General features: G+C 33.6%; 14 protein-coding genes. All 14 read right to left on the bottom strand.

Features of this window, described 5'->3' with window-relative positions; all coding sequences use genetic code 11:
• Positions 1–121 precede the first annotated feature (121 nt).
• The 14 genes from hpt to ychF all read right to left on the bottom strand — a co-directional run bounded on the left by hpt (position 122) and on the right by ychF (position 14170).
• Entirely contained in the window at positions 122–673 is a 552-nt protein-coding gene (hpt, locus tag MKX45_RS01495) for a hypoxanthine phosphoribosyltransferase (protein WP_021467019.1), read from the bottom strand.
• The gene (tilS, locus tag MKX45_RS01490) at positions 654–1925 is read right to left on the bottom strand and encodes a tRNA lysidine(34) synthetase TilS (RefSeq protein WP_057719898.1); all 1272 of its coding nucleotides are present in this window, start codon (positions 1923–1925) and stop codon (positions 654–656) included. The genes hpt and tilS overlap by 20 nt, the downstream gene beginning before the upstream one ends.
• Positions 1922–3271: a serine hydrolase gene (locus tag MKX45_RS01485; RefSeq protein ID WP_128267508.1), complete on the bottom strand. Its 1350-nt coding sequence runs from the start codon at positions 3269–3271 to the stop codon at positions 1922–1924. The genes tilS and MKX45_RS01485 overlap by 4 nt, the downstream gene beginning before the upstream one ends.
• 137 nt (positions 3272–3408) lie before the next feature.
• The gene (locus MKX45_RS01480) at positions 3409–3732 is read right to left on the bottom strand and encodes a hypothetical protein (RefSeq protein WP_015425604.1); all 324 of its coding nucleotides are present in this window, start codon (positions 3730–3732) and stop codon (positions 3409–3411) included.
• Positions 3732–4106: an FtsB family cell division protein gene (locus tag MKX45_RS01475; protein ID WP_003132171.1), complete on the bottom strand. Its 375-nt coding sequence runs from the start codon at positions 4104–4106 to the stop codon at positions 3732–3734. The genes MKX45_RS01480 and MKX45_RS01475 overlap by 1 nt, the downstream gene beginning before the upstream one ends.
• A 28-nt stretch (positions 4107–4134) precedes the next feature.
• A complete protein-coding gene (locus MKX45_RS01470; protein WP_003132170.1) occupies positions 4135–4404 on the bottom strand; it encodes an RNA-binding S4 domain-containing protein in 270 nt (89 codons plus the stop codon).
• Between the two features lie 118 nt (positions 4405–4522).
• Complete coding sequence (locus MKX45_RS01465; RefSeq protein WP_340816730.1) at positions 4523–4993, bottom strand: hypothetical protein; 471 nt, start codon at positions 4991–4993, stop codon at positions 4523–4525.
• Between the two features lie 160 nt (positions 4994–5153).
• On the bottom strand, positions 5154–8639 hold the full coding sequence (gene mfd / locus MKX45_RS01460; protein ID WP_340816729.1) for a transcription-repair coupling factor: 3486 nt from the start codon (positions 8637–8639) through the stop codon (positions 5154–5156).
• The gene (gene pth, locus MKX45_RS01455; RefSeq protein ID WP_003132167.1) at positions 8640–9206 is read right to left on the bottom strand and encodes an aminoacyl-tRNA hydrolase; all 567 of its coding nucleotides are present in this window, start codon (positions 9204–9206) and stop codon (positions 8640–8642) included.
• 17 nt (positions 9207–9223) lie between these two features.
• Positions 9224–9694 carry an AAA family ATPase gene (locus MKX45_RS01450; RefSeq protein WP_015425600.1) on the bottom strand — a complete coding sequence of 157 codons (471 nt, stop codon included), beginning with the start codon at positions 9692–9694 and terminating at the stop codon, positions 9224–9226.
• A 287-nt stretch (positions 9695–9981) separates the two neighbouring features.
• On the bottom strand, positions 9982–10974 hold the full coding sequence (locus MKX45_RS01445; protein ID WP_445667034.1) for a cell surface protein: 993 nt from the start codon (positions 10972–10974) through the stop codon (positions 9982–9984).
• A complete protein-coding gene (locus tag MKX45_RS01440) occupies positions 10943–12277 on the bottom strand; it encodes a trypsin-like serine protease (RefSeq protein WP_340816728.1) in 1335 nt (444 codons plus the stop codon). Before MKX45_RS01440 ends, MKX45_RS01445 begins: the two co-directional genes overlap by 32 nt.
• Before the next feature lie 396 nt (positions 12278–12673).
• Positions 12674–12943 carry a helix-turn-helix domain-containing protein gene (locus MKX45_RS01435; protein ID WP_340816727.1) on the bottom strand — a complete coding sequence of 90 codons (270 nt, stop codon included), beginning with the start codon at positions 12941–12943 and terminating at the stop codon, positions 12674–12676.
• A gap of 111 nt (positions 12944–13054) precedes the next feature.
• Positions 13055–14170, bottom strand: a complete 1116-nt coding sequence (gene ychF, locus MKX45_RS01430; protein ID WP_015425597.1) for a redox-regulated ATPase YchF — start codon at positions 14168–14170, stop codon at positions 13055–13057.
• Positions 14171–14260 lie beyond the last annotated feature (90 nt).

The following is a 14260-nucleotide window of genomic DNA, read 5'->3' as shown; positions in this document are numbered from 1 at the left end:
AGTCAATAACAGCTATACCTAGTTATAGCATATTTCCTTTTGGAATGCTAATAGTAAGTATTGGTCAGAGATTTTTTCATACTTTAGTCTGAGAAAACTTTAGATGACTAAAATCAACGAATTATTTGTTATAAACTTCTGGTTTTAAAACTCCGACATATGGAAGATTACGATAGTTTTCTTCGTAGTCCAAACCAAATCCAACAACAAATTCATTAGGAATTGTAAAACCTGAATAATCTGGTTTAATTTCAACAATTCGTCCTTCTGGTTTGTCAAGAAGTGTTACAATTTTTACGTTTGCTCCACGATGTTCCAAAAGTTCTTTTAGATATTTTAAAGTACGACCAGTATCAATAATATCCTCAACAATCAAAATTTCACGACCTTTGACTGCTGTATCAACATCTAAAATCAATTTTACTTCACCAGAAGATTTTGTACCGCCGTGATAACTTGATACAGTCATAAAGTCAGTTTCTAAGTGACAATCAATATGTTTGATTAATTCAGCTAAGAAAGGAACTGAACCACGAAGAATTCCTAAGACTAATGGATTTTTTCCTTCGTATTCTTTTGTTAATATTTCTCCAAGTTCTTTGGATTTTTCTATAATTTCTTCTTCTGAAACTAATACTTTTTCAATGGCCTTATCAAGATTTTTTTCGAGCATCGTTGATTTCCTCTCCTATACTGGGTTTGACCCATAATATTCTTCTAATTTTATCATTTTTGAGCATTTTACTCAAATCAGAACACGCAAGACCGACAATGGCATAGAGTTTTTTATCAACGAAGATAAGTGGATTCTCTCGGGCCTTTAATGGAACTTTGTTATCAATAAAAAACTTGCGTAATTTTTTATGATGACCATTGATTAGAATTTGATCCCCAGGCTGGCGTTTACGAATTTCAAGCTCTCCTTCAAGAGGCAAATAAACCTCCATAAATGATTCATCTTGTGGATTTTCACTTACAATTTCTACTGAATTCTCCCTTTCAAGTTGAATTTTTTCAAGATAAAAGAAATCTTTAGTCTTCACAAAATAAAATTCCTTATTCAATTTTGCGAAATATTGTTGAGGGCGATTGATAATATGAAGTACTTCCGCAAATTTTTTCTTACTTACTTCTATTTCTGGATATTGAGCAAAAAATGCTTGTAAGATAAAATGTTGTAATTCTTTTGTTTGGGAGATAAATTTTTCAGATGATATTTTTTCATCAACAATTTCAAGTTCCGAAATTTTTTGATTAATTACTGCCAACGCCTTTTTAATTTCCAAGCTCAAATCACTGATTGATTGTGAAAATTGAGGATTTTCTTTTGTTAATTCTGGAATTAGTTGATTACGTATTCTATTTCTAAAATAATCTAGTCCTTGATTTGTTGAATCTTCATAATAGGTTTGTGCATCAAGTTCTTCTTTTGTAAATTTCAATAATGGTCTGATTAATTGCCCACCTGCAAAAGGTTGACGGTCAGCAATGCCCTGAAGACTTCTCAAAGGACGTCCTGTAATTTGACGCATTAATACCGTTTCAACAAGATCTCCTTGATGATGAGCTGTCAGCAAAATATTGTAATTTTCTCTTATCATTAGCTTTTCAAAAAACTGATAACGGAAATCACGGGCATTTTTTTCTGTAAACTCTCCTGTAAACTTGTCAATATAAATTGGTACTTTAAGTTTTGTTGCCATTTCTCGAAGAGCAATTTCTTCAAACTTTGACTCTTCTCGTAAGCCATGATTAATGTGAGCCAGTCCCAGTTCAATACCGAGAACTTCTTTTAAATCATAGAGCCAGTTAAAAAGAGTCATTGAGTCTTTACCACCTGATAAAGCCAATAATATTTTTGAATCTTTATCAAAATAGTGTTCATCTTTGACTATTTTTAAAAATTTACGTTGAGCTGGTGTCATTTCATAACTCCATAAACATCTTGAGAAATTGCTTTTATTTCATCATCAGTTGCCCCATCAGTTTCAATCACCAAAAGATATGGTTTACTTGCAAATACAATGGCTGCATCATGATTATCTGTATCTGCACCACCAATTTTGTGAGCAACTGATATATTTTTAGGAACGCCTGCTCTAATTTTAACATCATCAAAAGAGGTATCAAATAAAGCGTTAAAGGAAGCCCCTCCTTCATTATAAAGAGCTTCTAGCATTCTACCTACCATTTGAGCTGAGGCATTTCGCTCTTTTGGATTCCACTCTTGTCCAGCAATCCTATTTATTTCTTTTTGATAGTTTGGATTAAACTCTTGGGTTTCATAATAGGCGAGCATATTACTTCCGACATTGTCTGAGAGTTTGGCTGTTCTATTGATGACATCCTGAAGACTGTAATATTTATTATCTGCTGTTTTTGGTAAATTTCCAGTTCCTTCTGGTTTATAACTTCCATAAAAAGTATTAATGGCTGGGGTGTACAATAGTTTGTCATCAAGTGAAGCCAAACCTTCATTAAGTCGTTTTTGAGTCCAATAAAGAATTGGAATTTTAGAAAGACTTGCTGAATACATTTTCTGTTCTTGGTTTACACCAGCTGTAAACTTATCGTCAAGTTCTTTGACATAGATTGAATACTTTTTGTCATTGTATTTCTGATTCAATAATGCCTGAACTTGTTTGATTTTTGGATTTTCCAAAGAAATATCATTTTCTGAAACCCAACCCGTTTGGCCATTATCTAAAGATACTTCGTAGTAAGTTCCCCAGTTAGTCTTAGCGATTTTGTCAGCAGAAAGTTGATGACTGCCACTTAAATTTGTCATTATTTGATTATCATAAGTGGTTACGGGGTTGTAAAATACATTGACACTTTTATCAGTATATATTGTTGTATTTGTTGACTCTCTAGAAATTGTAAGATCTGATATCACAGCTTTTTTGTCAGTAGAAATATACTTTCCAGTCTTTAACTTAAAGGATTTTCCAAGAATTTCGACAATATCTAATTGTGTCTTAGCTGCAATTTTACCAACTGATTTGGTAAGGTTTGAGTCCTCATAAGTTGTTAACTCTTGATAAGCCACTGCTCTTTGGGGGATTGAAGTCCAAGTTTCAGTTTCTTTTTCTTTGTCTGTAACTTTGTCAGCTACAACAATATTTTTGGATTTACTGACCTTTTTGTCAGCAAAATATCTTGTTTGTGAAAAAGCAAAAAAGCCTGTGATAATCATTAAAAGCATCACCAAGGCCACTCCACTATTAATTTTTGTTCTCTGTTTTTGCATGATTAAAACCTTGCCCAACATCTTATCCATTCCATAGAATAATTTCTGTTGTAATCTTTATCTTTTTAATTCCTAGAATTTTTCATAAAATAGGTGCTATTTTTAGTCAATAGAATAGTCAAAGAAAAAACTAAATAATATTTTTTCTTTTTAATTATTTAGTTCAATTCACGATTTTTTTGCTCAAGTTCTGTAAGTCTTTGGTGACTTGTTTCTAAAAATTCGGCATAGACATTTTTAAAATTTTTTTCTTGATAATTTAAATCAACCTTACCATCTTCGTGTATTTTTGAAATTTCAACACCAATCAAATCTCCAATTTGTACTTTGGGTACATTTTTAGGGATTTGTGACCAACGCAAAAGTCCTCTATTTTTACTGACAGCTTTGTCAGCAAGTTTTTCTGTACTTTCGTCAAGTTTGTCAGTAGAAATTTTTACAAAAAGTCCAAATCTTGTAATGTTTTCAACTTGTCCAATCATTATTTTGACCCGTTACTTCCAATCAAGGGACTGTCAGTAGTAAAAACTTTTTCATCACTTTGTGAATATTCTTGACCGTCACTCCGAGCAAATTTTTGGAGATAGTTAGGATCCTGAAGTTTTGATATTTCTTCTTTTTTAATCGTTACTTCTTTAGAAAGACTCTCATATTGTTTCTTTGCACTTTGTTCTAAAGCTACTTGACTGTGCAAAGTTTCATATGATTTTATCAAACTCATACTTGCTAAACTAAAAAGTAAAATTGCCACGATCAAAATAAGCCCTAAATGTTTTCTTTTTGGTACTGGGTTTAAATTTCTTTTTTTATGCTTCTGAGTGTACTTATTATTTAGTTGAATCACTTGCTTTGCCATGACAACCTCCAATCTATTTTGATGATAATTACTCAACTTCTTCTGTAATACGAGTTTCGCTAATCATTTCATACATTTTATCAGCATCTTCTTTACGTGTAAACTCTTTTAATTCAGCAACCCGAACTTCAACAATTTTATTTCCGAAACGAATTTCAATTGTGTCATTAAATTTTACATCAGATGAAGATTTCGCTAATTTTCCATTAATTTTAATCCGACCTTTGTCGGCAACTTCTTTCGCAACTGGTCGACGTTTAATCAAGCGCGAAACTTTTAAAAACTTATCTAATCTCATGGTTTGATTATAACATATTTCATTTTGTTTGAAAATGCCTTTATTTATAATAATAAGGCTCCATCATTAGTGACAGAACCTTATTAAATTACTGACAGACCTGTCAGTAATTTTTTTATTATTTTGAACGTCTAAGTTCTTGATATTCAAGCCTTGCTGCTTTGGCATCTTCTTTCATTGTTGGATAAGCTTTTTTAATATCATTAGCTGAAATAAAGAAGAAAACAATGGCAATAATTTCAATTGGAAGTAGAATAAGACTTGAAAATCCTAAAGCAATATTTCCTGTCCCACCCGCTGAAACTTCGGTAACTAATAAAACCATAAGAATAACTCCTAAGCCTTGAGTTACATACATTAAAATTGGCGCCACATGTTTTCTTTTTCTTACTAAATCCAGTTTACTTGCCCAAACATGAGCAAAAATCACAAAAACAAAAACGATTGTTCCAAAAGTTCCTTTATTGTGCCCCACTAAAGATAATAGAAAAACAAGAATAATAAAGATTGGAATGATAAGATAGTAAGAATAAGTTTGATAAGGACGGCTTTTTTCTCTCAACTCCGCTTTTGCTGCTTTTAAATCCACTTTTATAAATCTCCTTTAAGATATGAGTTTAATTTTATAAATTACATCTTGAAAATTTTTTCTCTTTATGTTTTTTTTATTTCTTTAAAATTATTAAACTCTATTTTTTATAGTTTTATATAAAAATATTGTATCATATTTATCTTTTTTTACGAAAAGATTACTTATTTTCGTAACTATCTCGTATTTTTGATAATTCTTCAATAAAATTCATTATTTCGCTCAAAAGAACAACTGAATTTCGATTTTCAATTTTAAAGCGGAAAGTCATTTTACCATATTTTTCCCCCACAGAAGCTTTCATGCTTGTTTTGGCCAAAGCTTTGAAATAATCTTGTGGATCATAGGTGGTATTAGCCACTTTTTCCAAAGTAACAGTTGCTTCAAACCTCGATTTTTCAATTTTTTCAACTAAGGCATTATCTGCAAAGTGTTTTAAGAGACCAATTTCCAGAAGATAAGCGACTTCATCTGGATATTCTCCAAAACGGTCAACCAATTCTTCTTGTAGTTCTTCATAAATCTCACGACTATCAATTTGACGAATTCGTTTGTAAATTTCAATTTTTTGACGTTCATCAGAAATATAATAAGCAGGAATAAAGGCATCCAATTCCAAAGAAATTTCCACATTTGAAGTCCGTTTTTGCTTACTTGTTCCAAGTTTAGCGTGAATGGCTTCTTCCAACAGTTGTGAGTACAAATCGAAACCAACAGAATCAATAAATCCTGATTGCTCACTTCCCAGTAAATTACCAGCACCACGGATAGACAAATCACGCATGGCAATCTTGAAACCTGAGCCTAATTCTGTAAAGCCTTTAATAGCTTCCAAACGTTTTTCCGAAACTTCAGACAATATTTTTTCAGGTCGATACATGAAATAGGCGTAAGCCACCCGATTTGAACGCCCCACTCGCCCTCTTAATTGATAAAGTTGTGACAAGCCCATCATATCCGCATTTTCAATAAAAAGCGTATTCGCATTTGGAATATCAACCCCAGTTTCAATGATTGTCGTTGCAACAAGCACATCATAATCACATGCGATAAAGGCAAGTAAAGTATTTTCAAGTTGTACTTCAGTCATTTGGCCGTGTATAAAACCAATTCTTGCTTCAGGAATTAATTCTTCTAATTGAGAAACTTTTTGCTCAATCGTGTCAACCCTGTTGTAAACATAGTAAACTTGTCCACCACGAGAGATTTCTCTCAACACTGCATCACGAACCACACCGTAGTTTGTTTCCATGACATAGGTTTGAACTGGATAACGGTTTGTTGGTGGTGTTTCAATAACTGACAAGTCACGAATTCCAAGCATTGACATATGTAGAGTCCTAGGAATAGGTGTGGCTGTCAATGTCAAAACATCAACCTGGGTTTTTAATTCTTTCAAACGTTCTTTATGCTTAACCCCAAAACGTTGTTCTTCATCAATAATCATCAAACCTAAATCAAAAAATTCAACATCTTTTGAAAGTAAACGGTGGGTTCCAATAATTAAATCAACTCGTTCTTTTTTCAATTTGGCTAGAATTTCAGTTTGCTGTGTTTTCGTTTGAAAACGGCTGAGAACTTCGACATTTACACCAAAGTTGATAAAACGTTCAGTAAAATTATTAAAATGCTGCTCAGCAAGAACAGTCGTTGGCACAAGAACTGCGACTTGTTTCCCGTCGTTTATGGCTTTGAAGGCTGCTCGCATTGCAACTTCGGTTTTGCCAAAACCAACGTCACCAACTAACAAGCGGTCCATTGGTCGTTCAAGTTCCATATCATGCTTAATTTCATTGATTGAACGCATCTGGTCTTCAGTTTCAACATATGAAAAACCAGAATCAAATTCTTCTTGACTGGTGTCATCCGGCGAGAATGCAAATCCTTTTTTCGCCTGACGTTCAGCATAAAGTTTAATCAAATCATCTGAAATATCTTCAACTTGTTTACTGACAGAAGACATGGTTTTACGCCAACGCCCATCATTCAGTTTATTGATTTTAGGACTTTTTCCTTCACCAGCTGTATATTTACTGAGTAAATCTAGGTGATCAACTGGAACAGAAATTGTATCCCCATTTTGATATTGAATGGTCAGATAATCACGATGCATTCCGCCGACTTCAAGCGTTTGTAAACCTAAATATTTCCCAATCCCATGATTCTTATGGACAACAAAATCACCAACAGCGAGTTCATTGTAATCTTTTAGTCTTTCTGCATTTGTAATATTCAGTTTGCGTGCCTTTTTCTTACGCATTTTACCAAATATTTCATGCTCAGTCATGACGACTAATTTTTCATCAAGGAAATTAAAACCATTGGATAATTGCAAATCAATCAGATTGACTTTACCCACTTGAATAGATTCTCTGTCAACCTCTTGTAAACTTAAATCTAATTCATGGAGTGATTTACGGAGTTTTTCTGATGATACAGCTAAAACAACTGTAAACTCTTGCTTAATAAATCGTTCAACTTCAGTGTAAAAAAGTTCTAATTGACCGAAAAATTGTTGCATTGAATGTTGTTTGAAATTATAAAGTTGTTCAAATCTGAGATTTCCGAGCCCTTTTTGGAAATTTGAAAAGAAGGTAGCAGGCTTATAATTTCTAACTTTTGCCATTGTATCTAGCAAATAAGTCTGCCCTTCAAATCCTCTTTCCATTGCTTTTTCAGATAAAATGAAATCTGCTAATTCCATTTCTAACTTATTATTCATTTCATTTACTTTTTGAAAATCATCAATGAATATTTGAACATTTTTTGGAAAATAATTTAAAAGTGAAGTTTTTTTATCATAAAAATACTCCGCAAATTTTCGTAAATCTTTGTGATAATAGTGATTTTGAGCTGCTGAAATCACTTCTTCCATATATGATTTTGCTGACGGGTCTGTCAGTAAATTTGTCATTTCTGTCAGTGATTTTGCACCCTTGTCAAATTCTTTGTCAGTCAAAATAAAATCACTGGCCGGATATATTTCCAAACGTTCAAGGCTTGTCAGTGAACGTTGACTCTCCACATCAAATGAGCGAATCGTATCTACTTCATCACCAAAAAACTCTAAACGTACCGGATTTTCCGCATCTAAAGGATAAATATCAACGATATCTCCTCGCATTGAAAATTCACCTGGCGTCATCACGCGCTGTGTCTTTTCATAACCAGCTTTTGATAATAAATTAACTAAATTTGATAAATCATACTCATCCCCAGAGGTCAGTAAAAGATAATTTTCTAAAAAATTTTCGGGACTTGGTAAATAGCTCCGTAATGCCAAAAAAGGTACGACCAAAAATCCTGTTGACTTTTCGTCAAGTAGGAAATTAAGTGCCTCAAGTCGATAAGCAACTCGATCTTTAGATGCAAGTGCGAACTCTGCGTAGATGTTATCGTCAGAAAAAGATTGAAAAACTTTTTCTTCACCAAGCAAAGTTGACAGTTCATCATAAAGTTCATTCGCATGAAACTGGCTGTCAGTAACAATAATATATTTGTCAGCAACATTTTCATAAGCATTTGCCATCACTAAGCTCTTTGCTGTTCCTGACAATCCTGTCAGTAAAGTTCGCTCACGCTTTGAAAAACCTTGTTGCCATTTTTGTAGTTGCCAATTTTGGTCAAAAAATTCAATAATATTCATTTAGTTAAATTTATTCATTGTCTTTTGAAAATCACCATTTTCAAGATAGAATTTCATTGCATCAACAGCTTTGAAAATTCCATCTTGAGCGATTTCCTTATCTTCATTGTCAAAACCAGAGAGTACATGATTCACAACTGTCATCCCATGTTTTGGACGACCAATCCCAATTTTTACACGGTTAAAAGTTTGACTTCCCACATGTGTAATGACTGATTTTATTCCATTTTGTCCACCTGATGACCCTTTTTGTCTTAGACGCACGCGCCCGACTGGTGAATCCAAGTCATCATGCATGACCGTTAAATCTGCCTCGTCTATATTATAATATTTCAAAAGTGGCGCCACCGCACGCCCAGATTCATTCATAAAAGTCAGAGGTTTCACGAGAAACAATTTTTCACCATTCACAAACGTTGACGCGACAAGCGACATAAAAGGTTTTTCTTCTTTAAAATCAACATTCAGTTCTTTTGCCAGTAAATCAAGTGCCATAAAGCCCATATTATGTTTTGTTTTTTCATATTTATCGCCTGGGTTTCCCAAGCCAACAATCATTTTTGTCATTTTCTATTCTTTCTTCTCTATTTTTGAAAATTTTTTATAAATTGCCGAATTTCTCTTTTATTGTGTAAAACAATTTTATTTTTTTGAGCATTTATCAGTTCACTCCGGTCAATTTTTTGCCAGATAAACATCTGTTTTAACATCTGTAAACTTGGTCGATAAGTTGATTTTTCAAGTCTCAATTTTTGTTTTACATAGCGCTTAATTATCCGATATTTCAGTAAGTTCTTAGGTAAATCTAAATAAATAATCTTGTCAACTTTGTCTAACAATGGAATAAATCGTTCGCGTAATGTATCTTCAATGATAAAACACTCATTCTTAAAAATACACTCAATTGACTCGAAAACTTCTTTATCTGTTCGATTTCTTTCACCTTCATGAACGATATTATCCAAGTGAAACACTCGCATTGAGTTTTTTTCACTTAATTTCCTAGCCAACGTTGATTTTCCAGAACCAACTGTTCCGACAATATAGATTTTCATTAGTTTAACCTACCAAATTTACTGACAGAATTTTCAGCTTCGCTGACAATTCTTTTATTCACCGATAAAATGCTCTTTATTCAGTCGCATTTTACTGACAGACTTTTCAGCTGTCCTATTTTTATCTGTCAGTAAATATTTCAATAAATGCCAAAAGGCCGATTCATAAAAATCAGCTTCTGAGATTATTATAACATGTTTATTTACCTAGAGGAGAAAAAAAAAGACCCAATATTTCTATTGAGCCTTTTACGTTTGCTCTATCTAAGATAATCACTCTATAGTAATTATCCACCATACCAAGCCGTTCCTTCATAGTTCCAACCTGCTCTTACAAGAGAGTCACGCTCAGCTGAACTTTGAGTATAAAAATGAGTTCCTACTGTCGCATTAGGATTATAGAGACGATAAATAGGAGTTTGAGTTGATGTACTTGAATAAAAAGCTATCCCCTCGGCAAGCCAACCTAGAGAAACCAAATGAGCAACTTCTGCTTTATTTTCAGTATAAAAATGGTCCCCAGCATTCGGATTATAAACACGATAAACTGCTTGATTATAGACTGTCTTTATTGGAGATTCTTCTGAGATTCCTTCATAGTTCCAACCAGATTTCACGAGTGAATCACGTTCAAAGGAATTTTCCGTATAGAAATGTTCTCCAGAATTTGGATTGTACATACGATAAAGTGGGACGGTATGTTCCTTGATTGTTACATAGAAAGTTTGATTACTATATTTCGCATACATAAAATCAGGAGAACCGTAGCTAGTAGGTGCAATATTTGTCCAAGCATCAGGATATTTACTAAGTAATTCTTTTTTGAAATCACTAGACAGCATATAAGTCAATGCAACTGTAGCTGTTCCAGCTTTTTGAGCAGTATATTGCCAACCTTGTGTCAAAGCTATTGTTCCCGTGGATAGCGAGGGTAGGGTTGCCCCAATAAGATTATTAGTTGCTGTATTTTGATAAAAATTCACAGAACCCTTTGGCGTCATATTATAGATTGGCAAAACTTTAACTTGATTAAAAGCCCCACTTTCCCCAACATAAACACTTTTTGAAACCTTTGAAATATCATAAAAAGGACTATTTAAATAAAAACCATTGTCCCTATTGTAAACTTCAGTAAAACTTTCACCTGTATCTAATGACTTTGTTGATGCCTGAGCAGGTAGATTTTCTTTGAAACAAACAAGGCTCAAAATTACTAACGGAATTGTTGAAATCATTATTTTTTTATTTTTAGCTAAGACCATACCATGCCACTCCTTCATATTTCCATCCTGATTTTACAAGACTATTCTTTTCTGCCAGACTCGTTGTATAAAAGTGTGAACCAACTTTTGCATTTGGATTACAGAGCCGATAAACCGCCTGACCATTTGAGGGGTCAGAATAGAATGAAATTTGTTCATATCTCCACCCAACTTTTACAAGTGAATCACGCTCTGCAGAATTTCCTGTATAAAAATGATCCCCTGTGTTTGGGTTATACAAACGGTAGATTGGTAGTTTAGAGTTTGTTGGTGCAAACCAATCCACCCCTTCATATCGCCATCCAGCTTTTACTAGAACGGTTTGTTCGGTTGAATTTGTAGTATAAAAATGTTCGCCACTATTTGGATTATATAATCTATAAACATTTGTGTAAGAAGTATAACCAGTAAAAGCAGAAACGAATGAACCTTTTTCTCCATTCAATCTTGTACCAACATTTGTATTATTACTACTATTGGAAAATAATATTTGTTCTGTATTTACGGCAGAAACTTGATTATTTGAGGTATAAACAGGACTTCCACTATCTCCGGGTGACATATCATTGTTGTAAGACAAGGTATCTGTATTTACCGCTGTTACATTTCCTTTAGAAGTCCACATATTTCCATAACTTACTCCTTGGCTAACAGTAAATTTAGCACCAGGATAACCACTTAAAACAACAGAAGAACCTTTTGTAATTGAGGAATTAATTCCAAAGAAACCAGTCATTCTCCCTACACCTGTATTTAGAGAAATCGCTCCCAAATCATTTCTAGGGTTATATGTTGAAGATTCTGCATTGCTATCAGAAGAATTTACCCAGTTATAATCCGCATATAACTTAGAGGAAGAGAAATACCCATAAGGAGCATAAGTTCCATTATTTCCTGGATATACTCTTACTGATGTAGCCCATCCACCTAAATCCTTATTATATACGCAGTGCCCTGCCGTAAGAAGATTGTAAGGAGAAACGAAAAATGCTGTTCCTGCTTGAGAACCTTTGGGAAAATTAGCAACCACCCATGCAATTGCATAATAAGGATAGTTAGTAGTAGTATTAACATGAGTCCAATTGTTATTGATAATAGAGGAACTACCATTTCCAGTAAAATAACTATTTGTTAATGTATTGGGAACAAAAAGGGTTTTAGATACCCCTGATATTGAATTGGTAATGGTTGGGTTAGCATTAGATACAACTGTTGAACCATTATTGCTTACCAATTGTGTTGACGCATTTGCAGGAGCACTAAATATTAAAATAAACAATAAAATAGTTCCTACATTGATTAAATATTTTTTTAGTTTCATAAGTTTTCTCCTAAGCTTAATTTAAAACATTGAGCCACTTCTTGACTAAGGAAAATTTTTCAAATTAACTTCATCTTTATTTGTTATCTTCACTTAATCAAATTGATGGGATAATAATTTTATTCATCATTTTTTTGCGCTAATTTAAGCGCGTGTAAACTTCTATTTACATTATTACACCTCCTTCTTAACAGAAAATGTTTCCGTTTTCTTATAGTTATACTCTTATGTAACCTTTATGTCAATAAAAAGTTTTTTTTCAATCATTGTAATATTAAGCAAGGCATGGTATTTTATAGCGAACAAAAAGACCCAATATTCCTATTGAGTCTTTCATTATCATCAAAACAAATGTAAAACAAATTTCAAAATAAAAAGTAAAGGAATGATAAATCCTCAACCCACCTTATAAATTAACTTCAAAGTCCGTTTGTCATCAATCTCATGTTTTGCTTTTTCTTCCATCTTTTTGTCACCTTTGAGCAACGTGTCCAAAGAACAATCGAAAATTTCACTAAGTAAGATAATTTGGTCTGTTGTTGGTAGTGATTTTCCTGTCTCCCATTTTGAAATTGATTGACGAGAAATATGCATTTTTTTCGCCAATTCTTCCTGACTGAAATTTTTCATTTTACGATTTTCTTTGATTATCTGAGAGATTTCCATGTTGCCTTCCTTTCATGCTTTAAGAGTATCGTTTTTTATTCTTCAACTCAAGCATTTTTAGGTTGCAAAAATGCACCGATTCGGTGCACTTCTTCATTTCATTTACAAGGTTTACACGTTGAAACGGAATTCCATAATGTCGCCATCTTGACCAACATATTCTTTTCCTTCTTCACGCAAGCGACCGGCTTCACGAACAGCTTTTTCTGAACCGTATTTAAGCAAATCATCATAAGACATAGTTACTGCGCGGATAAAGCCTTTTTCAAAGTCTGTATGGATAATTCCTGCCATTTGTGGAGCTTTCATTCCACGCTTGAAGGTCCAAGCACGGACTTCTTTTTCACCAGCAGTAAAGTAAGTGGCCAGGCCAAGAAGGTGGTAAGCTGCACGAGTCAACATATCAACACCAGATTCTTTTAAGCCAATTGCTTCCAAAAATTCTGCTTTTTCATCATCTTCCAACTCTGAGATTTCTTCTTCAACACGAGCAGAAATCACAGCAACTTCAGCATTTTCAGTCGCCGCAAACTCACGAATTTGTTTCACGTATTCGATATTATCAGGTTCGCCTACTTCATCTTCTGAAACATTAGCCACATAAAGAACTGGTTTACTTGTCAATAAGAACAAGCTTTTAAGAACCTTTGTTTCATCTTCGTCAAAGTCAATTGTTCGTGCTGATTTACCATCTTCAAGAACCGGTTTGAGCTTTTTCAAAACATTAAATTCTGCGACCGCATCTTTATCTTTTGCTGTACGAGCAACTTTTTCAACACGCGCATAACGTTTATTGACTGATTCTAAATCGGCCAAAATTAATTCAAGATTAATTGTTTCAATGTCTGCCATTGGATCAATAAAAGCATCTTCACGATTATTTTCACGCATTACATTTTCATCATCAAAAGCTCGAACAACGTGAATGATGGCATCTACTTCACGAATATTGGCAAGAAATTTATTTCCTAGACCTTCTCCGCGTGAAGCCCCTTTAACAATCCCAGCAATATCTGTAAATTCAAAAGTTGTCGGAACAGTTTTCTTAGGTTTAATCAACTCTGTTAACTTGTTTAAACGTTCATCCGGTACTTCTACCATCCCCACATTTGGGTCAATTGTTGCAAAAGGATAGTTTGCAGCTTCTGCGCCTGCTTTTGTAATTGCATTAAAAAGAGTTGATTTACCAACGTTTGGTAAACCAACGATACCTGCTGTTAAAGCCATGTTTTATATTCTCCAAAATTAAGATTAATTAGTTCTAATTATACTGTAAATCGCCTAAAAACACAATAAAGGCAAGGAAAATCATAGAAA

Source organism: Lactococcus sp. FSL W8-0209 (genome assembly GCF_038006585.1).
GTDB classification, from domain to species: Bacteria; Bacillota; Bacilli; order Lactobacillales; family Streptococcaceae; genus Lactococcus; species Lactococcus lactis.
Note: the sequence above shows the minus strand (reverse complement) of the source record. Positions and strands in the feature narration are given on the sequence as shown.